This window comes from Streptomyces sp. NPDC033216 (assembly GCF_055577115.1).
In genome coordinates, this window is sequence record NZ_JBVIQK010000005.1 from 180,143 (window position 1) to 201,523 (window position 21,381).

The window sequence follows — 21,381 nt, forward strand, 5'->3', positions numbered from 1 at the left end:
ACGGCTTCCCGCCCCGCCACATCTGACGTACCGTCAGATTCATGGACACGATCTGGCTCACCGGCGCGCAATGGCTGGCCGTGCTGCGGATCGGGCTCGGCCTGTGGTGGCTGGAGAGCTGGCGGCACAAGGACAGGAAGGGCTGGTTCGAGCGCGGTACCGGCATCGCGTGGGCGGGGGGCGTCGCGGCCGAGCACCGCTGGACCGCCGTACGGTCCGGCTTCGACGCGGTGGTGGCGCCGAGGCCGCGCGTGATGGCGTACGTCGTCGTGTACGCGGAGCTGGCACTCGGCCTGGGCCTCGTCCTCGGGTTCCTCACGCCGATCGCCCTGGTGGGGGGCCTGCTGCTGAACCTCCTCTACTTCGTCCTCATGATCCATGACTGGGCGGAGCAGGGGCAGAACGCGATGATGGCCCTGATCTCGGCGGTCGCCCTGTTCGCCATGGCGTGGCAGAGCTGGTCGCTGGACAGCGCGCTGGGGTGGTTCCGCTGACCTCGCGGTACGACGTCCCGGAGGCCGATGCCTTCACGCGCGCGTACTGGGACGCGGCGGCCGGGGGCAGGCTGCTGATCCGGCGCTGCGGGGCGTGCGGGCGGGCCCACCACTACCCGCGGGAGTTCTGCCCGCACTGCTGGAGCGAGGACGTGCGCTGGGAGGAGGCGAGCGGCAGGGCGGTCCTCTACACCTGGTCGGTCGTCCACCGCAACGACCTGCCGCCCTTCGGGGAGCGGACGCCGTACGTCGCCGCCGTGGTCGATCTCGTGGAGGGACCGCGGATGGCGACGGAGCTGGTGGGAGAGGGCGAGCCGCGGGCGGGGGCGGAGCTGGAAGTGACGTTCCGGGAGGGGGTGCCGGTGTTCCGGCGGGCCCTTCGATCACGCGCAGGGTGATCCGTTCGGGCCTCGTTCGCCCGCCCCCGCATCCTGTGACGGCCCGAGTCCGTGGCTTTCCCGTGGTGGGGCGGGGTCCGGCGCCCTCCCCTGTGTCCATGAACGTCAAGCCCGGAGCTGGCCACGCGGAGGCGCCGGGGGAGCGGGAGGATCCGGAGGTGCGGCCCGGAGCCCGCCGCCATGAGGGAGCTCCTCGGATCCGTCGCATGGCGAGGACCTCTCCTGGTGGACGAGAGGGCGGGAACCGCGCTCGGAGCGGGCGGGAGCAGCCGGCCGCGGTGGTCCCCGTCCGAACTGCGGGGGCGACTCGGTCCCAGCCGCCGAGCAGCCCGGCGTCGGCCTGCGCGTTGCAGAGGTTGTAGCCGCCGGCCGCGTGGGCCTTCTCGGTGTGGCCGTCGACCGTGACGGAGCAGTTGATGTCCCCGGAGCCCTGAAGCTGGGCGGTCACCGTGTAGTAGAGCGCGTCGTCGCCCAAGGGCAGGGTGGCCTCGAACGTGCCGTCGTTCGGAGGGGGCCCAGCGCGCCGGCGGGGGCGGTGCCCGTCCTGCCAGTCACCGACCACCGCGCCCGCCGCGGGCCCTTTCTCGCAGGCGTCTCCGGAGGAACTCGCGTACAGCCTCACGCTGCCCGCCGCGCCACGAAGTCCGGGGGTCGCCCGCGCCGTCGCGCGTACGGTGCTCCCCGCACACGGCCTCGCCGAGGCCACCGTCGCGGTGGTGCAGATGGTGGGCGAACTGGCCGCCTGCGCCTGCCGTTTCTCCACGACGGAGGTGTACGTGTCGCTGCGCTACCGGGAGAGCGGTCTGCGCGTCACGGTCTACGACGGTCACGCCCGCCACGCCAACGCCCGCCTGGGCGCTGCCTGCGACCTGTATCGCCGGGCCTCCCTCCGCGTGCTGGACCGGGTGGTCCGGGCCTGCCACGGCGAGTGGGGCATCGGCGGCGACCGTGCGTCGGGCGCGGGTACCCGGATGTGGGCGGTGCTGCCGCGTGCGGGGGCGAACGGGTACTCCCTCGGCGGCCGCCCGTACGAGTGACCGCACGCGCGAAGCGGGTGCCTCTCTCGATCGCACGGGGTGCGGTCACGGGCACAACGCGGTGGTGGTCGAGGAGCGCGCCGCGTCAGCCGTGTCCTCAGCCCCTCACGGCCACAGCAGCTCCCGCGTCCAGTCCCGCTCGCCCCGTCGGTAGGCCAGCCGCACGTGCCGCCGTCTCGCGTCGCCCTGGAAATACTCCACCTCGTCCGGGCGGAGCCGGTACAGCGTCCAGGTCGGGGACTCGGCGGCCGGGTTCGAGGCGGCCTGTTCCCAGGCGGTGGACGATGCCGTCGCCAAGGCCTCCAGGGAGGGCAGGACCTCGCTCTGGTGGCCGGTCAGGGCGGCCGCCAGGGCCCCCGTCGACCGGGCGTGCAGGTCGGCCCGTGCTTCCGCCGCCGGGGCGACGGACACCGGGCCGCGAACCCGGACCTGGCGGCCCAGCGCGGGCCAGTAGAAGGTCAGGGCCGCGTAGGAGCGGGCGTCGAGCTGGCGGCCCTTGCGGCTGCTCGCGTGGGTGGCGAAGGACCAGCCGAACTCGTCGGCGCCGTGCAGCATCACGATCCGTGCGTCCGGCGCACCGGCCTCGTCCGTGGTCGACAGGGTCATGGTGTGCGGTTCCCGCTCGCCCGCCGCGACCGCCTCGGCGAACCAGCGCGTGAACAGCGCCAGCGGCTCGGCGGGAGCCGTCGCCGGGTCGAAGGGCGGCAGCTCGGTCACCTCCGGGTCCCACACCCGCAGCGACCTCAGCAGCTCGTGAAGATCCGTTCCCATGGTCCGAGTATCGGTCAGGACAGCGTCCGGTACCCGGCCGGAGGGCCCACCGGCTCGGGCCGCTCCACCCCGTACCCGATCCCTTGGATCGCCGGCATCGCCCAGTGGCACGCCCCGTGGAGAACGCACGTCGTGCCGTGACCCTAGGACCTCCCCAGCACCACCGTCCCGGAGGAACAGAACCAACCGCCCGTGCCCGACGCCACCCCCAGCCGGGGCAGGCTCCCGTCCCCACGTCGTACCTGACGGGCCCCCGCCTCGCCCCGCAGTTGCCGTACCGCTTCCACCAGGAGGAACAGGCCCCGCATGCCCGGGTGTTGGGACGACAGGCCGCCGCCGTCGGTGTTGACCGGGAGGGCGCCGCCCTCGACCCGGAGGCGGCCCCTCTCGACGTACGGACCCCCCTCGCCCTTTCCGCAGAAGCCGAGGTCCTCCAGGGTCACCAACGTCATGTAGGTGAACGCGTCGTAGATCTGCGCGAAGTCCATCTCGGCCGGCCGCACCCCCGCCCGTCCGAAGGCGAGCCGGCCGCTGACCGCCGCCGGGGTCACCGTGAAGTCGTCCCACTCCGTCATGCTCGCGTGGGAGACGTATTCGCCGGTGCCGAGGATCCACACCGGGGCCGTGCGGCAGTCCCGGACGTACTCCTCGGCCGCGAGCAGGACCGCCGCGCCGCCGTCGGAGCGGACGCAGCAGTGGAGCTTCGTGAACGGGTCCGCGATCATCGGGCCGGACAGGACCTCGTCGACCGTCAGCGGCGTGCGGAACATCGCCTCCGGGTTCAGGGCCGCGTTGGCCCGCGTCTGGACCGCCACCTGCGCCAACTGCTCGATCGTCGTGCCGTGTTCGATCATGTGGCGACGGGCCGCCATCGCGTACTTGGCGATCAGCGTGTGGCCGTAGGGCACCTCGAACTGGAGCGGGCCGCGCGCGCCGAACGCGTACGTGCCGGTGCGGCGGCCCGCCCGCACGTCGGCGCGGGCCGTCGAGCCGTACGCCAGCAGCACCGCGTCCGCGTGTCCCGCCGTGATCGCGTCCGCCGCGTGCGCCGCCATCACCTCCCAGGTCGAGCCGCCGACCGAGGTCGAGTCCACCCAGGTGGGACGCAGGCCCAGGTACTCGGCCACCTCGACCGGCGCGAGCGTGCCGAGCCCGGCCGAGGCGAAGCCGTCGACCCGCGAGCGGTCGAGGCCCGCGTCCGCCAGCGCGCGGCGGGCCGCCTGGGCGTGCAGCGCGTACGGCGTCGCGTCGTCCACCCGGCCGCAGTCGGACAGCGCCACCCCGACCACGGCCACCCTCCGCTGCCCCACCGTCATGAATCTGACGGTACATCAGATCAGGTGGGCGGTGGCAGGTGCCGGATGCCTGGGAAACCCGGTTCCCGACGCCTAATATGACGACCCGTCAGTCACGAGAGGAGTTCCGCCCATGGACCCCGGCCTCACCGCCGAACAGGACGAGATCCGCCGCACGCTGCGCGAACTGCTCCACCAGCGCTGCGGCCCGCACGGACTGCGCGCCGCCCTCGACACCCCGGCCGGCCACGACCCCGCCCTGTGGACCGCCCTCGCCGGCCACCTCGGCCTGCCCGGCCTCGCACTCCCGGAGGCGTACGGCGGTGTCGGCTGCCCCGTCGCCGACCTCGCCCTCGCCTGCGAGGAGACCGGACGCGCCCTCGCCCCCACCCCGCTCCTCGCCACCGCCGTTCTCGCCGCGCCCCTGATCCTGGCTCTCGGCACCGACGCCCAGCGCACCACCCTCCTCCCGCGGATCGCCGCCGGCACCCTCACCGCCACCCTCGCCGTCCCCGCCCCGGCCCTCGCCGTCGCCCTCGCACTGACCTGCGAGAACGACGGCGACTGGGCCGGTGGCGGCCGGGCCGGAGGCGTGCAGGCCCGGCGGGTCGCGGGCGCCTGGCGGCTGTACGGCGAGGCCGCGCAGGTCCTCGACGGGCACAGCGCCGGCCTGCTCCTCGTCGCCGCCCACACCGGCGGATACGTCCGCTCCCGCACCCTCCTCTTCGCCGTCGCGGGGGACAGCGCCGGGCTCCGCCGCGTACGGCAGACCGCGCTGGACGCCACCCGGCCGCAGGGTCGTGTCCAACTCAGGGACGTGGAGGCGGAGGTGCTGGGGAGCGGTGACGAGCAGGGCGTCCCGCAGGTCCTCGCCGCGCTCGGTGAGCGGGCCGCCGCCGTCCTCGCCTGCGAAGCCGTCGGCGCCGCCGACCGCGCGCTGGAGCGGACGGTGGAGTACGTCGGGCAGCGCGTGCAGTTCGGACGGGCGATCGGTTCCTTCCAGGCAGTCCAGCACCGGCTCGCCGACGTCCACGTCCAGCTCCAGGCGGCCCGGTCCGCGGCCTACTACGCCGCCTGGGCGACCGGCCGGGAGGAGCACGTCGGCGGGCTCGCCCTCGCCCAGGCGCTGGAGGCCCTGCGCGCGGCCGCCGCAGAGGCCATCCAGCTCCACGGCGGCATCGGATTCACCTGGGAGCACGACGCCCACCTCTACTTCAAGCGCGCCGCCGGCGACGAGCTGCTGTTCGGGCCCGCGCACCGGCTGCGCGCCCACGCGGCCGACCGGGCCCGCCTCTTCACGGGCGAGGAGGTGACGGTGTGACCCGCTTCCGCGGCGGCGGACCGCAACCGTCCCCCGGCCACGAAGGCGGCCCCGCCCCCACCCCCGCCCTCGGGGTCCGTCTCGTCCGGAAGGTCTCCTCCACCCCCGCCTTCGCCAAGACCGCCCCCCACCTCGTCCCCGCCCTCGACCGGGCCGTCCACCGCCTCACCGGGGGAAAGGTCCTGCTCAGCGCCCACTTGCTGCCGGGGCTCGTCCTCACCGCGACCGGTGCCCGCAGCGGGCGGCCCCGGCGCACCCCGCTCGCCTGCCTGCCCGAGGAGGGTGGCCGTGGCTGGCTCCTGGTCGGTTCCAACTTCGGGCGGCCCGGCCATCCGGCGTGGACCGCCAACCTGCTCGCCCACCCGGACGCCGAGGTCAGCTGGAAGGGCGTCGACATCCCGGTGACGGCCCGGCTGCTGACGGGCGAGGAGCGGGCGGCGGCCTGGCAGGCGGCGCTGGCCTTCTGGCCGCCGTACGCGACGTATCAGGCACGGGTGGAGCGGGAGATCCGCCTCTTCCGGCTCAGCCGCCGAGAGCGAGCCGCTGGACCAGAAGGAACGCGCCGATCCCCAGCATCGCCGCCCCCGACGTCCGGGTGACCGCGCGGGCCGCCGCCGGGCGGGCACCCAGCAGCCTGCGGGCCAGGACGCCCACCGTCGCGTAGACGGCGGCGCAGCACGCCATGTGCAGCAGCCCGAGGCCGGCGGTCTGTGCCGGGACCGGCAGGCGCGGGTCGCGGGTGACGAGGAACTGGGGCAGGACGGAGAGGTAGAGCAGCAGGCCCTTGGGATTGAGGCCGCTGATCGTCGCGCCGCGCAGGAAGACCCGCCACCGCTTTCGTTCCGCCGCTTCCCCCGCCCGCGGCACGCCCGGTCGGCGCAGCACGCTCCACCCCAGCCACACCAGGTACGCCGCCCCGGCCACCGTCAGCACGGTGAGCAGCCGGGGGGACCCCGCCACCAGGACCGCGAGGCCCGCCGCGGCCAGCGCCGTGTGCAGGGCATAGCCGCTGACCAGGCCGGTCACGGCCAGGCCCACCGAGCGGCCGCGCAGCCCGGCGGCGATCACGTACGCCCAGTCGGCGCCCGGTACGCACACCAGCAGCAGGTCCACGGCGAGGAAGGAGAGCAGCGTTGCGGAGTCCATGAAGGGGACATTAGGCGCGATACGGCCGAAGGTGTTCCCGAAGTTTTCTCGAAACCGGGGCAACTGGGAAAGGATCTGCCCCATGGACGACGTGGACCGGAAAATCCTTGCCGAATTGCAGCAGGACGGGCGGCTGACCGTGACGGAGCTGGCCGCACGGGTGCGGCTGAGCGTCTCGCCGTGCCACCGGCGGCTGCGGGAGCTGGAGCGGTCCGGGGCGATCAGCGGCTACCGGGCGGTGGTGGAGCCGACGGCCGTCGGGCTGACCTTCGAGGCGCTGGTCTTCGTCTCCATGCGGCAGGAGGACCGGGACACGGTCGCCGAGTTCGAGCGGGCCGTCGGTGAGGTGGAGCACGTGCTGGACGCGCAGCGGCTGTTCGGGGAGCCGGACTACCTGCTGCGGGTGGCCACCGCCGACCTCGCGGCCTTCCAGCGGCTGTACGACGAGCGGCTGGCGACGCTGCCGGGGGTACAGCGGCTCACCTCGACGCTGGTGATGAAGCACGTGGTGCGTGACCGGCCCCTGCCCGGCTGACCCGTCTCACGCCCCTTCGTCGCTCCGAGTCAAGCGTCCGCATAGCGCGGCAGGCGGTGGCCCATCCGGACGACCGGATGGACCACCGCCTGCCAGACAGGACTTGAGACGTGCAAAAGGACGGACCGCGGGGGCCGCGGGCTACTTCGTCGGCTTCTTGCCGGTGACGCCCAGGTACACCAGCAGCGCGACGTTCGGCTTGAGTTCAGCCTGCTTGACGCCCCACGCGCTGAAACCCTTCTGGTGCGAGGCGACCGCCGCGAGCATCGCGACCAGCGAACCGGCGACCGCGCCCGGGTTCACGTCCTTGTCGACCTTGCCCTTGGACTGCAACTCGGCGACGGCGTCCGAGAGGGAGTTGTTCACCGAGTTGAGGATCTTCATGCGGAGTTTGTAGAAACGTTTGTCGCCCTCGGCCGCACCGAGGTCGACGACGCGGAGGATCGCGTCGTTCCTCTTCCAGAACTCCAGGAACCCGTCGACGAGTTCCTGGGCGGTCTGCCAGCCGGCCTTGCCGACCCAGGACCGTCCCTCCAGCAACTGGGTCAACCCGGCGCCCTCGGCGGCCATTTGCTCCGCGATCTCCAGGACGGCGCCCTCGACGTCCGGGAAGTACTGGTAGAAGGTCGCGGGCGAAGTGCCCGCCTTCCGGGCCACATCGATGACCTTGACGTCCCGGTAGGGCGAGGAGCTGAGCATCTCGCTGAGGCAGTCGAGCAACTTCTGCCGCGTCGCCTGCCCGCGCCGACCGGCCACGCGGCCGTCGACGGTACGCACTTGTCCTGTCATGTCGTCAGCTTACCGAGGGGTGATCGGAGCGCGATTCGGCCGACTGCAAATGGGGTGCGCGGAGGCCTCGAGGCGGGTGTGCCTGGTCTGCGGCTTGCGTGGAGCGCCGTTAGTTTGGCTGTATGGCCGAAAACAGGGCATCGGTGTACGCAGAGGGCGTCCCCTGCTGGGTGGACGCGCAGCTGCCCGACGTGGACGCGGGCAAGCGGTTCTACGGCGAGCTGTTCGGGTGGGCCTTCGAGGAGGCGTACGGCTCCTCCGTGTGGGCCCGGCTGGACGGCGCGCCGGTCGCCGCCCTGGGCCGCAAGACGGACGGCCGAATGCCCACCGTGTGGACCGTGTCCTTCGCGACCCCGGACGTGGAGGCGACCGTACGCCGTATCCGTACGGGCGGCGGGCAGGTGGTCACGGCGCCGGTGCCGGTCGACGGGGCGGGCGTCGCGGCCCTGGCCGCCGATCCCGAGGGCGCCGTCTTCGGCCTGTGGCAGGCGGGCAGCCACCCCGGCTTCGGGGTGCGGCACAGATCCGGCGCGTTCGCCTGGGCGCAGCTGTACGCCCGTGACACCGCGACCGCCAACACCTTCTACGGCCACCTCTTCCACGAGGCCCTGTTCGGTCCGGAGGCGGAGCCCGACTTCGGGCGGGCGCCGGTCTCGGACGTCTTCCCCGAGGTCATGCCGCCCCACTTCCTGGTCCACTTCGGCGTCGACGACTGCGAGGCGGCTCTCGGCGCGGTGAGCCGGCTCGGTGGGCGGGTACAGGCGGACCCGTTCACCGCCTCGTACGGAACGGTGGCCGTCGTCACCGACGACCAGGGGGCGTCGTTCGCGCTGCTCCAGCGCTGAACCCTCTCGTCCGCGGGCGGGCCGGCGGGCAGGTCATGCACGGGGGCAGGGACCTGCGACAGGGCGTGTACGGGGGCATACGTGCGGGTCGTGCGCGTAGGCGTGTGCCTCATTGCGCTGATATGAAATGAGACACCCCGATTGTCTCGGGGTTCGCAACCGGTGGCCCGGCCAGGAAGAATCGGGGTGCGTGCCGCCACGGCGGTGCGGTGGTGAGACGCTGCACGGGGTCGCGTACACATATGGGTGACGTGGCCCGTACGGGGAGGTGGCAGGCAAGTGGTGGATCAGCTGACGCAGCACGATCCGCGGCGGATCGGGCCGTTCGAGGTGCTGGGGCGGCTGGGCGCCGGCGGCATGGGGCTGGTCTATCTCGCGCGTTCGGCCTCCGGCCGACGCGTGGCGATCAAGACGGTCCGCACGGAACTGGCCGAGGACCAGCTGTTCCGGGTCCGCTTCACCCGCGAGGTGGAGGCGGCGCGGGCGGTCTCCGGCTTCTACACGGCCGCCGTCGTCGACGCCGATCCGCGTGCCGCCGTGCCGTGGCTGGCGACCGCCTATGTGCCCGCGCCCTCCCTCGAGGAGATAGTGAACGACTGCGGGCCGCTCCCGGCCCAGGCGGTGCGCTGGCTGGCCGCGGGCATCGCGGAGGCCCTCCAGTCCATCCACGGCGCCGGGCTCGTGCACCGCGACCTGAAGCCCTCCAACGTCCTCGTCGTGGAGGACGGCCCCCGGGTGATCGACTTCGGCATCGCTTCCGGCGTATCGAACACCCGTTTGACGATGACGAACGTCGCCGTGGGCACCCCGGCCTACATGTCCCCCGAGCAGGCCAAGGACTCGCGCAGTGTCACCGGCGCCAGCGACGTCTTCTCCCTCGGCTCGACACTCGTCTTCGCGGCCACCGGACACCCCCCGTTCCACGGCGCCAACCCGGTCGAGACCGTCTTCATGCTGCTGCGCGAAGGCCCCGACCTCCAGGGCCTGCCCGACGAGCTGCGCCCGCTCATCGACTCCTGCATGCAGATGGAGGCCACCGGCCGGCCCAGCCCCGCCGACCTCCAGGCGCAACTGGCCCCGCACCTCTTCGGCTCCGGCTCCGACGACAGCGGTACGGCGTCGGCGTGGCTGCCCGAGAAGGCGGTCACCCTCATCGAGACGCGCCGCGGCGGCCGGCCGCCCGTCAAGCCGGCGGCACCCGCGAGCCCCCGCAGCGGCGGCGGCGCGGGCCCCGCCCGGCCCGCCGTACCGCCGCCGCCCCCGCACGACCCCGTGGTGCGCCCCCGTCCGGCCCACGCGCCCGTCGCGGTCGGCGCGCCCGACACCGGGCCCGTCCGGCTCGCCGGGGCGGCCGTGCCGATCGGGCCCGGCCCGCGGGTCGCCGACGTCCGCGCCACCGCCGCCGTGAAGGCCCCCCTGCCCGAGCCCGGCCTGGTCGCGTCCTGGTCCCGGCCCCGTCCCGGCGTCAACGGCGCCGACCCGGCCCCCACGGCCGCGCCGGCGGCCGCCGCGGAGACCCCGGCGGGCTGGCGCCCCTGGCGGTTCCGCATGTCCAACGACGTGTGGGGCACCCCGGCCGTCGCCGGCGACCTCGTCTACGTCACCTCCTTCGAGGTGCACGCCCTGGACGTGGCCACCGGCCGCCGCCGCTTCAAGACGCGTGACGTGGCCTGGTCGATGGCGGTCGCGGACGGCCGTGTCCACGCCTCCGACGGCCCCACCCTGTTCGCGCTGGACGCCCGCGAGGGCACCGACCTGTGGCGACTGCCCACCGACGCCTGGGTGTACTGCCTCAAGGCCGACCGGGGAACCGTCGTCACCGGCACCCGCGGCGGCGGCGTCCAGGCCTGGGAGGCCTCCACCGGGCAGAAGCTGTGGGAGGCCACCGGCTGCCAGAGCGACTTCGAGTCCCAGGAGGCCGGTCCCGCCCTCCACGACGGCACCGTCTACCTCTGGCAGGACGCCCGCCTGCGCGCCCTCGACGCCCGCACCGGCGAGGACCGCTGGTCGTACCCCATCGGCGACTCCGCCTCCTGCGGCGGTGTCCCGGTCCGGGTGACCGCGGCCCCCGACGGCTACGTCTACATCTCGGCCGGAACCCGCGTCCTCGCCGTCGACGTGGCGAGCGGCATGGTCCGCTGGCACTTCGAGGCCCCCGCGGTCTTCCTCTCCCCGCCCACCTTCGTCCCCGGCCCGGCGGTCACCGGCGGCGGCGTCTACCTCGCCGACTACCTCGGCACGGTCTACGCCCTCGACGCCATCGACGGCCGCGACCGCTGGCGCATCGCCACCGAGGCCCGCTCCTCCCTCGACCCGGTGCTGGTCGCCGCGGGTCACGTCCACGTCGGCAGCGGCAAGGGCCTCTACACCCTCGACGCCGTCACCGGCACGCCCAAGTGGCGCTTCCAGGCGGGCGGCGACATCGTGGGCGCCCCCGCGGTGGCCGAGGGCCGCATCCACTTCGGCTCCACCGACCACCTGCTCTACACCCTGAAGGCCGACGACGGCCGTCTCCGTTGGAAACTGGCGACCGGCGGCGAGATCACCGGCTCCCCGGTGGTCCGGGACGGCGTCGTCTACGCGTGCAGCAAGGACCGCTGCGTCTACGCCCTGGACGCGGAGAAGGGCACCGGAACGGCGCGAACGGCGTAGCCCGCGGCGCGTCCTCGAGCGACCGGGGCGCGACGCGCGCGTTCGACGGACACGGCCGCCGGCCCGTTGACCGGCCGGCGGTGCCGGCGAACGAGCCGGGCCGGGCCGAACAGGCCGGTCGAGCCTCGGTGACACGGCCGTGACAGCCGCTGTCCAAGGGGGTCGTCCACCGGGCCGTGAACGTGCCCGCGGACAGCACCGGGAGCGTCCGGGTGAAGTTCGGCGGCGGTGAGCCGGGCGAGGCGCTCGACCACTGGCGACGTCGACCCCACCGCCCTTCCCGCCATCTGACTCAGCGCATGCGGAAGCCTCGGGCGCGCCGCCCGGCGAAGAGTTCCGCCTGGTGCTCGGCGGGCAGGTTGCCCAGCGCGATGAGGTGCGGCGCCTGGGCGAATCCGGCGGCGAGGGAGGTCTCCCGCGCCGCCCACAGGGCCCGGACGGTGCCCTGGACAGCGGTGGGCGGATGTCCGGCGATCGTCGAGGCGCGGGCCACGGCCGCCTCCAGCGCGCCGCCCGCCTCGGTGAGTTCGGACACCAGGCCGATCTCGTGGGCACGTCGGGCCGACATCCGCTCGGCCGCCCCCATGAGCATCATCCGCGCGACCTCCCCGTGCGGCATGCGCTGCGCCATGAGCACCGACTCGTACGCGCTGACCATGCCGTACGTGGTGTGCGGGTCGAAGAAGGCGGCGTCGGCGCCCGCGACGACGAACTCGCACTCCCCGAGCAGGTAGAAGGCGCCTCCGCAGGCCATCCCCTCGACGGCGGCGACGACCGGCTTCCACAGGTCGTTGGCCTTGGGGCCGACGCCGAGGAGCGGATCGTCCTGCATGTAGGGGGACGCGGGCTGCGGTACGACGGCGTCCCGGTCGACCCCCGTGCAGAACGCCCGGTGCCCGGCTCCGGTGAGGACGACGGCGCGCACGCAGTCGTCGAACCGCAACGCCGTCCAGAGGTCCCCGAGTTCACGGGCCGTGTCGAGGTCGATGGCGTTGAGGCGGTCGGGCCGGTCGAGGGTGACGACGGCGACACCGGTGTCCATGTCGGTGGCCAGGCGCAGACTCACGGGCGCTCCAGGACCCACTGGGGGAGGCCGCGTTCGTCGAACACCGCCCGCACGCGGGCGCCGATGCGGACTCGGTCGGCGGGGAAGGAGCCGAGCGGTGCGCCGGCCTCGCCGACCAGGTTCCCGACGAGCCGGACGCGGGGCGCGTCGGCCAGTTCCACGAGGACGACGTTGTACGGCGCGTGCGCCGCGTAGTCGGGCAGCAGCGGCGGGTGCGGCACGGCGTACGACCAGACGCGTCCGTGTCCCGAGGTGAGCCGCCACTCGGTGGCGAAGGACTGGCAGTGGGGGCAGCAGGGGCGGGGCGGGAAGCGGGGTTCGCCGCAGTCGGCGCAGGCCTGGACGCGGAGTTCACCGAGGGCGGCGTACCGCCAGAAGGGGGCACCGTCGGCGTCGACGACCGGTTCGAGCATCTCAACTCCTCAGCAGCAGGGCGGAGGTGGGGACTCCCTCTCCGGCGGTGACGAGACAGGTGGTGGCGCCCGGCACCTGGGCGGTGCTGGTCCCGCGCAGTTGCCGCACGCCCTCGGTGATGAGGTTGAAGCCGTGGACGTAGGCCTCGGAGAGCCCGCCCCCGCTGGTGTTGAGGGGCAGCCGGCCGCCGGTCTCCAGGGCGCCGCCCTCGGTGAAGGCGCCCCCTTCGCCCCGGCCGCAGAAGCCGTAGCCCTCCAGGGAGAGGGGGATCAGGGGCGTGAAGGCGTCGTAGATCTGGGCCACGTCGACGTCCTGCGGGGTGAAGTCGGCCTGCTTCCACAGGTGTCGGGCGGCGGTCCAGGCGGGGCCGGTGAGCGGGTCGTCGTTCCAGTAGTTGACCATGCCGTGGTGCTGGGCGGGCAGGCCCTGGGCGGCGGAGTGGACGTACACCGGCCGCCGGGCGCAGTCGCGGGCGCGTTCCCCGCCGACGACCACGCAGGCCAGCGCGCCGTCCGTCTCCAGGCAGTTGTCGTAGAGGCAGAGGGGTTCGCTGATCCAGCGGGAGGTCATGTACGACTCGCGGGTCAGGGGGCGGTCGTACATGACGGCGGCCGGGTTCTGGTTGGCCCGGTTGCGGCAGGCGAGGGCGATGTTGAACAGGTGGTCGCGGGTCACGCCGTACTCGTGCATGTGGCGGCGGGCGAGGACGGCGATCTCGTCGACGGGCCGCAGCAGGCCGAAGGGCCGGGTCCACTGGGCCGGGGTGGGCAGCTGGACGGCCGTGTTGGTCCACGGGCGCGGTCCGCTGCCCCGCTTGCGGGACCGCCAGGCGACTCCCACGGTCGCCTGACCGGCGGCGATGGCGGCGGCGAGGTGGGCGACGGTCGCGCAGGACCCGCCGCCGCCGTACGGGACGCGGCCGAAGTAGGTCAGGTCCCCGAGTCCGAGGGCCTTCGCCAGCTCCACCTCGTCCGTCTCCTCCATGGTGTACGAGGCGAGGGCGTCGACCTCGCCGGGCGCGATCCCGGCGTCGTCGAGCGCGGCGAGGACGGCGCGGCAGGCGAGGGTCCTCTCGTCCTCGGGGAGGTGCTTGGCGAAGGGCGTCTGCCCGATGCCGACGATCGCGGTGGCGTCCTTGAGACCGGCCACGGGTCACCTCCTGGGAGCCGAGCGGCCTGACAGGGCATCAGATTACCGCTAATCTGACGGTCAGTCAGCTCATGGGGCTCGGGGAGGTCGTCATGCGCGGTGCGGGTGCCGGGGAGTGGGCGACGATTCCGGAGCTGGTCCGGTGGGCGGCGCGCCGGTACGCCGACGTCGAGGCGGTGGTGGAGGGCCGTACCCGCGTCTCCTACGGCGAACTCGGCGCACGCGTCGAACGGTCGGCGGCCGCCTGCCTCGCCCATGGCGTCCGGACGGGCGACCGGGTCGCGATCTGGGCGCCGAACTCGCTGGACTGGATGGTCGCCGCGCTCGGCGCGGTCTTCGCGGGGGCGGTGCTGGTGCCGCTGAACACCCGCTTCAAGGGCGGCGAGGCGGCGGACGTCCTGGCCCGCAGCGGTGCCCGGCTCCTCTTCGTCACGGGCACCTTCCTCGGCACCTCGTACGTGGCCTCACTGCGGCGGGCGGCCGGCGAGGGGGCGGGGGAGGTGCCGGGTGCCGGGCCGAGGGAGGGGCCACTGCCCGCACTGCCCGCTCTGGAGACGGTGGTGGTCCTCTCGCAGGACGCGCCGGTGGGATTCCGGAGCTGGAAGGACTTCCTGGCGGGCGGGGAGGGCGTGAGCGCGGCGCAGGTGCGGGCGCGCTCGGCGGAGGTCTCCGGCTCGTCGCCGTCCGACATCGTCTTCACCTCGGGGACGACCGGCCGCCCCAAGGGCGCGGTGATCACCCACGCCCAGACCCTGCGGGCGTACGACATCTGGTGCGACCTGGCGGGCCTGCGCCGCGGCGACCGCTACCTCATCGTGAACCCCTTCTTCCACACCTTCGGCTACAAGGCGGGCGTGATCGCCTGCCTCATGCGGGGCGCGACGATGATCCCCCAGCCGGTGTTCACCGTGGACACCGTGCTGGCCAACGTGGCCTCCGAGAGGGTCTCCGTGCTGCCAGGCCCGCCGACCCTGCACCAGTCCCTGCTCGACCACCCCGCGCGGGACGCCTACGACCTGTCCGCGCTGCGGCTCGTGGTGACGGGCGCGGCGGTGGTGCCGTTGCGGCTGGTGGAGCGGCTGCGCGGCGAACTGGGCGTGGGCACGGTCCTCACCGCGTACGGCCTGTCCGAGGCGAGCGGCATCGTGACCATGTGCCGCCGCGGCGACGAGCCGTCGGTGATCGCGTCGACGTCCGGCCGGGCGATCCCCGGCACGCGGGTGCGGGTCGTCTCGGCGACGGGGGCCGAACTGGGTCCCGGCGAGCCCGGCGAGGTCCTGGTCCGCGGCTTCAACGTCATGAGCGGCTACTACGAGGACGAAGCCGCTACCGCCGAGGTGCTGACCCCGGACGGCTGGCTGCGTACCGGTGACGTGGGCGTCCTGGACGACGCCGGCAACCTCCGCATCACCGACCGCATCAAGGACATGTTCATCGTCGGCGGCTTCAACGCCTACCCGGCCGAGATAGAGCAACTCCTGGGGCTGCACCCGGAGGTGGCCGACGTCGCCGTCATCGGCGTCCCGGACGCCCGGCTCGGCGAGGTGGGCAAGGCGTACGTGGTCCGGCGCCCGGGGGCCGTGCTGACCGGCGACGACCTGATCGCCTGGTCCCGACGCGAGATGGCGAACTACAAGGTGCCCAGGGCGGTGGAGTTCGTGGCCGGACTGCCGCGGAACGCGAGCGGGAAGGTGGTGAAGGGGCAGCTGCGGGGGAGGGGGCGTTGAGGAGGGGCCTCGCCGGTGGTGCGGGGCGCCTGGCGGGGGCGCCCCGCGGGCGCGGTCAGCCGAAGGCGCGGACCGCCTGGTAGTACGTCCACGCCGTGCTGTTGCAGGTGGTCCGGGTGGCGCCGCCGTAGGTGTTGCACACACGCTTGAGGTCTTCGTAGAAGGCGCTGTCCAGGCGGGACTTGTTGGCGGAGAAGGCGCCGATCGCCTTGTAGTTGCGGTAGCCGAAGTCGTGACGGGCGCAGGACGTGGAGAAGGGGAAGCCGAGCGGGTTGTCCGGCGAGGAGGAGCAGTAGTCGGTCGACCAGTCGAAGCCGTACGCGGACCAGGCGGACTGGTTCGCGCGGGCCGCCGCCCAGGTGTTGTAGCTCGACGCGCTCGTCTGGGTCCAGCTCGCGAGGACCTGGGGCTTGTCGGAGGGAGCGGCCTCGGCGGTGGTCGCGGTGACGAACACGGCGCCGAGGGTGAGGGTCGAAGTGGCGAGAGCGGTGGCGAGTCTGCGGTGCATTCCCACACCTCCATGAGGCTGTCGCCCGCCCATCGGGCGACAGGTCCATGCCAAATGGTTGCCGCCTGCGGGGCGCCTTCACACCCCGTCAGGCCGAAGGATCTCTGAACTCCGCGATGCGGCAGGCGAACGGAACGCCAAGTGCCGTTCCTGCGGCGTCGGTTGCTCTCAACCGGACGCGCCTCGACCGCGGCGGCTCCCCCTCCGCGCCGCCGCGGTCGATCGGCCCCCTCGGGTAGGTCTACCTGCCGTTCAGGTCCAGGGCGGGCGGGGCCGGCATGCTGTTGTCCAGCGTGGTGATGTTCTCGGACAGGGCGGGCGGGGCCGGCATGCTGTTGTCCAGCGTGGTGATCTCCACGGCCTCGGCCGGCTCGCTCGGCATGCTGTTGTCCTGCGGAGTGGCGTCCGCTTCCCTCTGCTTGTCGGTCATGGACTCGAGTTCCTCTGCTGTGGTGTGACAGGTGGGGAACGCCCGCCCGGAAGCTCCCCCGAGGTGCCGCCGGACGGGCGTTCGGAGCGGCACACTAACCGGTCGCGCTCCCGGCCGAACCGTCTGCCCCCCGACGCGACGGTCCGACAGACACGACAGTGCCGGGCGGAGATAAACGAACGCTGAACGTCCGACCGCCGCGGGGACGTTCAGCCCGCGGCGACGGGCGCGAGCAGCGCGCGGACCGCGCCGGCCTCCGGGGCGCCGCACTCCTCGTAGAGTTTGAGCGCGTCGTTCCAGCAGGCCCTGGCCCGGTCCACCTGGCCGAGGCTGGACAGTGCCCGGCCCAGGAGCGTCAGGACGTTGCCCCGCATCCGGTCACCGCCGACGCACCCCAGGGCGAGGGCCTGTTCCGCGTGCTGGGCGGCCTGGGCGGGGCGCCGGTCGGTGAGGTGCACCTCCGCGATCCGGAAGTGGGTGTTGCCGACCCACAGCCGCTGCCGGTGTTCCGTGAAGACACGCTGGGCGTCGGTGAACTGCACCAGGGCCTCGGCGTGCCGGCCGGCCTCCGTGAGGGCGAGACCGAGGGCGAAGTGCGCGTTGGCGCGGCGCATCGGCCGGTCCAGTTCGGCGTGGACGGCGAGACTGTGCCGGGCGATCTCGACCGCCTTGGCGGTGTTGCCCATGCCCAGGTAGGCGCGGGAGAGATTCGCCAGCGTGACGGCCTCGTTGAGCCGGTTGCCCGCGGCGCGGTAGCCGTCGATGGCCTGCTCGAAGAAGGTCCTGCCGTCCGCGTGCCGACCCTGGTGCAGGGAGATGAGCCCCCGGTCGTTGGCCACCCAGCTGATGGCGTCGTCCTGAGCGAGGGCGGCGAGTTCCATGGCGAGCTGGGCCTGCTCCCCGGCTTGCAGGATGCGGCCGGAGACCAGGAGGACGTTGGTGAGCATCATCCGGGCCCGGCCTTCGGCGCGGCCGTCGCCCGCGGCTCGGGTCGCTTCGCACATGGCCCTGGCCGTCGTCTCGTACTGGTGCGAGTTGGCCCCCGACTCGGTGAGGTCCTTGGCCGCCCAGAGGAGATCGACGGCGTGCCGCAGTCTGCCGGTGCCCGCGGCCTGTTGGGCGCAGGCCAGCAGACAGGCCGCCTCGGCGTAGAGCCAGTCCAGCGCGGCGGAGCCCTCCGTGAACCGCAGTCCCGGGTACCGCGTCGGCTCCAGGTGATCCACCAGCCGGTCCCCCGGCCGCTCGATCGCGTAGACCCCCGCCGCCGTCGCCAGGTAGAAGTCCAGCAGCCGCGCCGTCGCCGCCCCCCGCTCGCCCGGCGACGACTCGTCCCGTTCGGCGCATGCACGCGCGTAGAGGCGGACCAGGTCGTGGAAGCGGTAGCGGCCCGGCGCGGCCGACTCCAGCAGGGAGGTGTCGACCAGGGACTCCAGCAGGTCCTCGGTCTCCTCCGGCGGCAGGTCCAGTACGGCCGCCGCCGCCGTGAGGGACATGTCGGGCCCGTCGGCGAGACCGAGCAGGCGGAAGGCGCGGGCCTGGGCCGGTTCCAGTTGGCCGTAGCCGAGTTCGAAGGTCGCTTTCACGGCGAGGTCGCCGGCCTGGAGTTCGTCGAGGCGGCGGCGTTCGTCGGCGAGCTTGGCGGCGAGCACGGACACCGTCCAGGTGCGCCGGGCGGCCAGCCGGGACGCGGCGATGCGGATCGCGAGCGGCAGGAAGCCGCAGGCCGCGACGACGTCCAGCGCGGCCTTGCGTTCCGACGCCACCCGTTCCTCGCCGACGATCCTCGTGAACAGCGCGAGCGCCTCCTCCGGCGACATCACGTCCAGGTCGACGAGGTGGGCCCCGGCCAGGTCCACCATCCGCACGCGTGAGGTGACGAGGGCGGCGCAGCCTTCCGTGCCGGGCAGTAGCGGACGTACCTGGGCGGCGTCCTTGGCGTTGTCCAGCAGCACCAGCACACGTCGGCCGTCCAGCACCGAGCGGTACAGCGCGGCCCGTTCCTCGAGGGAGTCCGGGATGGCCGGGTCGGGGGTGCCGAGGGCGCGGAGGAAGGCTCCGAGGACCGTGACGGGTTCGGCGGACCGCGCGCCGGCGCCCTGGAGGTCGACGTAGAGCTGCCCGTCGGGGAAGGCGGGGCGGGCCTGGTGGGCCACGTGCACGGCGAGGGTCGTCTTGCCGACGCCGCCGATGCCCGCCAGCGCCGACACGGCCATCACCCGGCCGCCGTCGCCGCCTTCGCCGGACGCCGCGGCGAGCACCTCGCTCAGCTCGGTCACGAAGGCGGCTCGGCCGGTGAAGTCGGCCACGGACGCCGGGAGTTGCGCGGGCCGCACCGGTGCGGCGGAGGGCTCGGACTGCGGCGCCGAGGGCTCCGCCAGTTCCGGGTCGGCCTGGAGGATGCGGCGCTGGAGGTCGCGCAGGCCCGGTCTCGGGTCGACGCCGAGTTCCTCCGCCAGCAGCCGCCGTGTGTCGGCGTACACGGCGAGGGCCTCCGCCTGCCGGCCGCCGCGGTACAGGGCCAGCATCAGCAGCTCGCGCAGCCGCTCGCGCAACGGGTAGGCGGCCGTCAGCGCGGTCAGTTCGGAGACCGCCTCGGCGTGGCAGCCCTGTTCCAGGTCCATGTCGAGACGGGACTCGAGGAGGCCCAGCCGCCACTCCTCCAGGCGTACGCGCTGCGTCTCCGCGTACGGTCCGGGCACACCGGCCAGCGCCTCGCCGTCCCACAGGCCGAGGGCGCGGTTCAGCAGCTCCCGTGCCCGGCCCAGGGCACCGGTCGCCTTCGCCTTCTCCGCCTCGGCCGCCCACTCCTGCGCCACCGCCAGGTCCAGGGCGCCCTCGCCGAGCCCGCGCACCGCGTATCCGCCGGACTCGCTGACCAGGACCCCCGGGTCGAGGACCTTGCGCAGCCGGGAGGCGTACGTCCGTACCGCCGCCAGCGCCTGCGACGGCGGATCCTCCCCCCACAGCGCGTCGATCAGCTCGGCGGCGGTGGCCGTACGGCCCTCGCGGAGCAGCAGGGCGGCGAGCAGCGCGCGTTGCTGGGGTGAGCCGGTGGCCAGCGGCTGCTCGCCGCGCCGGGCGCGCACCGGGCCGAGCACGTCGAAGCGCAAGGCCGCCGGCTCCCGGAGGGAGCCGGGACGCTTCTGCTCCGGCACGCGCGGTACACGGTCGTCCATGGGGCTCCCCCTACGGTCGTCTCGTTCGGATCACCCTGGGGCCTCGGGGCCTGGTGCGCGCGACCGCGGCGTCGTCGTCGGTGGCCGGCGCCCCGCGCCGACTCCCTCCTCCGCCTTGCGGCCGCACGCACCGGGCCCCGCGCACGGCGTGAGACCGGCACCGCGTCTCCGGGTCAGGCTGATCCGAAAGAAGCGCCCTGGGCATCATGACCAACTATGTCAGTCTGCCCTGTGCGTGCCCGGACCGTCAGCCGTGGGAGACGGCGATCACAGGGCGGGCGCGGGAGTCCACACAGGCGTCACGCGCTCTCCGCACACGTTCGATCACGGGCGCTCACCGAGCGCCTGCCGCAGAGTTGCTGACGGTCCGTCAGATCAGCGCTACCGTGCCCTCATGGAGACCCGTGAGAGCTTCCCGCAGATCATCTCCGTCGACGACCACACGGTCGAACCCCCCACCGTCTGGCAGGACCGCCTGCCGAAGAAGTACCTCGGCACCGGCCCCCGCGTCGTCCGCGCCCCGCTGCGCGAGATGACCTTCCTCGGCGGCCGCTTCCAGCCCGTCATGGGGGAGCCCGGCGACGACGGCCCGCTCGGCGACTGGTGGGTCTACGAGGACCTGCACCGGCCCCTGACCCGCCTCGACACCGCCGTCGGCTTCGGTCGCGACGAGATCAGGCTCGAAGTGATCACGTACGAGCAGATGCGCCCCGGCTCCTACGACGTCCCCGCCCGCCTCGCCGACATGGACGTCAACCACGTCCAGTCCGCCGTCTGCTTCCCCACCTTCCCCCGTTTCTGCGGCCAGACCTTCACCGAGGCCGCCGACCGTGAACTGGGCCTGCTCTGTGTGCGCGCCTACAACGACTGGATGGTGGAGGAGTGGTGCGGCCCCGCCGCCCACGGGCGCCTGATCCCGCTCACCCTCATCCCCCTGTGGGACGCCGAACTGGCCGCCGCCGAGGTCCGCCGCAACGCCGCCCGCGGGGTCCGCGCGGTCGCCTTCTCCGAGATACCGCCGCACCTCGGCCTGCCCTCCGTGCACACCGACGCCTGGGACCCCTTCCTCGCCGCCTGCGACGAGACCGGCACCGTCATCGCCATGCACATCGGTTCGTCGAGCCGCATGCCGTCCACCTCCGCCGACGCCCCGCCCGCCGTCGGTTCCACCATCACCTTCGCCAACTGCTGCTTCTCGATGGTCGACTGGCTGATGAGCGGCAAGTTCGAACGCTTCCCCCACCTGAGGATCATGTACGCCGAGGGCCAGATCGGATGGATCCCCTACATCCTGGAGCGCGCCGACGTCGTCTGGGAGGAGAACCGCGGCTGGGGCGGCGTCGCCGACAAGGTCCACCGCCCGCCGTCCGAGCTGTTCGCCGAGCACGTCCACGGCTGCTTCTTCGACGACGCCTTCGGGCTGCGCAACCTGGACTCCGTCGGTGTCGGGAACGTGCTCTACGAGACCGACTACCCCCACTCCGACTCCACCTGGCCCAAGTCCCGCGAGGTCGGTGAGGCGCAGATGGGGCACCTGGCGCCGGACGTCGTGGAGCGGATCGTGCGGGGCAACGCCATCGAGTTGCTCGGGCTCACCGCCGAGGGGCTGTGGAGCGGTCCCCGGTGAA

Annotated in this window: 20 protein-coding genes; 10 read left to right on the forward strand and 10 right to left on the reverse strand. The window is 73.5% G+C overall.

The window, feature by feature from the left end; all coding sequences use genetic code 11:
- The first annotated feature begins 41 nt into the window (after positions 1-41).
- From ACZ5Y0_RS12545 to ACZ5Y0_RS12555, 3 genes are all read left to right on the forward strand, one after another.
- A complete protein-coding gene (locus ACZ5Y0_RS12545; RefSeq protein WP_469128620.1) occupies positions 42-494 on the forward strand; it encodes a DoxX family protein in 453 nt (150 codons plus the stop codon).
- Positions 482-892, forward strand: a complete 411-nt coding sequence (locus ACZ5Y0_RS12550; protein ID WP_469128621.1) for a Zn-ribbon domain-containing OB-fold protein — start codon at positions 482-484, stop codon at positions 890-892. Before ACZ5Y0_RS12545 ends, ACZ5Y0_RS12550 begins: the two co-directional genes overlap by 13 nt.
- Positions 893-1,566: 674 nt before the next feature.
- Positions 1,567-1,929 (forward strand): hypothetical protein, encoded by a 363-nt coding sequence (locus ACZ5Y0_RS12555; RefSeq protein ID WP_469128622.1) that lies wholly within the window; start codon positions 1,567-1,569, stop codon positions 1,927-1,929.
- Positions 1,930-2,034: 105 nt separating this feature from the next.
- Here ACZ5Y0_RS12555 and ACZ5Y0_RS12560 read toward each other — a convergent pair whose 3' ends face one another.
- Positions 2,035-2,700, reverse strand: coding sequence for a pyridoxine/pyridoxamine 5'-phosphate oxidase (locus ACZ5Y0_RS12560; protein WP_469128623.1), 666 nt, complete (start codon positions 2,698-2,700; stop codon positions 2,035-2,037).
- 143 nt (positions 2,701-2,843) lie between these two features.
- A complete protein-coding gene (locus ACZ5Y0_RS12565) occupies positions 2,844-4,016 on the reverse strand; it encodes a thiolase C-terminal domain-containing protein (RefSeq protein WP_469128624.1) in 1,173 nt (390 codons plus the stop codon).
- 112 nt (positions 4,017-4,128) lie between these two features.
- Between ACZ5Y0_RS12565 and ACZ5Y0_RS12570 the strand changes: the two genes are divergently transcribed.
- Positions 4,129-5,316: an acyl-CoA dehydrogenase family protein gene (locus ACZ5Y0_RS12570; RefSeq protein ID WP_469128625.1), complete on the forward strand. Its 1,188-nt coding sequence runs from the start codon at positions 4,129-4,131 to the stop codon at positions 5,314-5,316.
- Positions 5,313-5,915 (forward strand): nitroreductase family deazaflavin-dependent oxidoreductase, encoded by a 603-nt coding sequence (locus tag ACZ5Y0_RS12575; RefSeq protein ID WP_469128626.1) that lies wholly within the window; start codon positions 5,313-5,315, stop codon positions 5,913-5,915. The genes ACZ5Y0_RS12570 and ACZ5Y0_RS12575 overlap by 4 nt, the downstream gene beginning before the upstream one ends.
- Here ACZ5Y0_RS12575 and ACZ5Y0_RS12580 read toward each other — a convergent pair.
- Positions 5,839-6,462, reverse strand: coding sequence for a LysE family translocator (locus tag ACZ5Y0_RS12580; protein WP_469128627.1), 624 nt, complete (start codon positions 6,460-6,462; stop codon positions 5,839-5,841). The genes ACZ5Y0_RS12575 and ACZ5Y0_RS12580 overlap by 77 nt on opposite strands.
- A gap of 82 nt (positions 6,463-6,544) precedes the next feature.
- On the opposite strand from ACZ5Y0_RS12580, the gene ACZ5Y0_RS12585 reads away from it, so the two are divergent.
- The gene (locus ACZ5Y0_RS12585; protein ID WP_073493728.1) at positions 6,545-6,997 is read left to right on the forward strand and encodes an Lrp/AsnC family transcriptional regulator; all 453 of its coding nucleotides are present in this window, start codon (positions 6,545-6,547) and stop codon (positions 6,995-6,997) included.
- A gap of 141 nt (positions 6,998-7,138) precedes the next feature.
- Here the strand turns inward: ACZ5Y0_RS12585 and ACZ5Y0_RS12590 are convergent, their stop codons facing one another.
- Positions 7,139-7,774 (reverse strand): TetR family transcriptional regulator, encoded by a 636-nt coding sequence (locus ACZ5Y0_RS12590; protein WP_469128876.1) that lies wholly within the window; start codon positions 7,772-7,774, stop codon positions 7,139-7,141.
- Between the two features lie 134 nt (positions 7,775-7,908).
- On the opposite strand from ACZ5Y0_RS12590, the gene kbpA reads away from it, so the two are divergent.
- Complete coding sequence (gene kbpA / locus ACZ5Y0_RS12595) at positions 7,909-8,631, forward strand: AfsK-binding protein KbpA (protein WP_469128628.1); 723 nt, start codon at positions 7,909-7,911, stop codon at positions 8,629-8,631.
- A 279-nt stretch (positions 8,632-8,910) separates the two neighbouring features.
- Positions 8,911-11,283, forward strand: a complete 2,373-nt coding sequence (gene afsK / locus ACZ5Y0_RS12600; RefSeq protein WP_469128629.1) for a protein serine/threonine kinase AfsK — start codon at positions 8,911-8,913, stop codon at positions 11,281-11,283.
- Between the two features lie 292 nt (positions 11,284-11,575).
- On the opposite strand, the gene ACZ5Y0_RS12605 is transcribed toward afsK, so the two are convergent.
- The 3 genes from ACZ5Y0_RS12605 to ACZ5Y0_RS12615 are packed head-to-tail and all read right to left on the reverse strand — an operon-like array spanning position 11,576 to position 13,912.
- The gene (locus ACZ5Y0_RS12605; RefSeq protein ID WP_469128630.1) at positions 11,576-12,349 is read right to left on the reverse strand and encodes an enoyl-CoA hydratase/isomerase family protein; all 774 of its coding nucleotides are present in this window, start codon (positions 12,347-12,349) and stop codon (positions 11,576-11,578) included.
- Positions 12,346-12,762, reverse strand: a complete 417-nt coding sequence (locus ACZ5Y0_RS12610) for a Zn-ribbon domain-containing OB-fold protein (RefSeq protein ID WP_469128631.1) — start codon at positions 12,760-12,762, stop codon at positions 12,346-12,348. The genes ACZ5Y0_RS12605 and ACZ5Y0_RS12610 overlap by 4 nt, the downstream gene beginning before the upstream one ends.
- A 1-nt stretch (position 12,763) precedes the next feature.
- Positions 12,764-13,912, reverse strand: a complete 1,149-nt coding sequence (locus ACZ5Y0_RS12615) for a lipid-transfer protein (RefSeq protein WP_469128632.1) — start codon at positions 13,910-13,912, stop codon at positions 12,764-12,766.
- A gap of 92 nt (positions 13,913-14,004) precedes the next feature.
- Between ACZ5Y0_RS12615 and ACZ5Y0_RS12620 the strand changes: the two genes are divergently transcribed.
- Positions 14,005-15,639 carry a FadD3 family acyl-CoA ligase gene (locus ACZ5Y0_RS12620; protein ID WP_469128633.1) on the forward strand — a complete coding sequence of 545 codons (1,635 nt, stop codon included), beginning with the start codon at positions 14,005-14,007 and terminating at the stop codon, positions 15,637-15,639.
- A 55-nt stretch (positions 15,640-15,694) separates the two neighbouring features.
- Here ACZ5Y0_RS12620 and ACZ5Y0_RS12625 read toward each other — a convergent pair whose 3' ends face one another.
- The 3 genes from ACZ5Y0_RS12625 to afsR form a co-directional block, all read right to left on the reverse strand.
- Positions 15,695-16,147, reverse strand: coding sequence for a phospholipase (locus tag ACZ5Y0_RS12625; protein ID WP_469128634.1), 453 nt, complete (start codon positions 16,145-16,147; stop codon positions 15,695-15,697).
- A 241-nt stretch (positions 16,148-16,388) separates the two neighbouring features.
- A complete protein-coding gene (gene afsS / locus ACZ5Y0_RS12630) occupies positions 16,389-16,577 on the reverse strand; it encodes a regulatory protein AfsS (RefSeq protein WP_469128635.1) in 189 nt (62 codons plus the stop codon).
- A gap of 209 nt (positions 16,578-16,786) precedes the next feature.
- Positions 16,787-19,753: an SARP-family global regulator AfsR gene (gene afsR / locus ACZ5Y0_RS12635; protein WP_469128636.1), complete on the reverse strand. Its 2,967-nt coding sequence runs from the start codon at positions 19,751-19,753 to the stop codon at positions 16,787-16,789.
- Positions 19,754-20,147: 394 nt separating this feature from the next.
- Between afsR and ACZ5Y0_RS12640 the strand changes: the two genes are divergently transcribed.
- Complete coding sequence (locus ACZ5Y0_RS12640; RefSeq protein WP_469128637.1) at positions 20,148-21,380, forward strand: amidohydrolase family protein; 1,233 nt, start codon at positions 20,148-20,150, stop codon at positions 21,378-21,380.
- The last annotated feature ends 1 nt before the right edge of the window (position 21,381 follow it).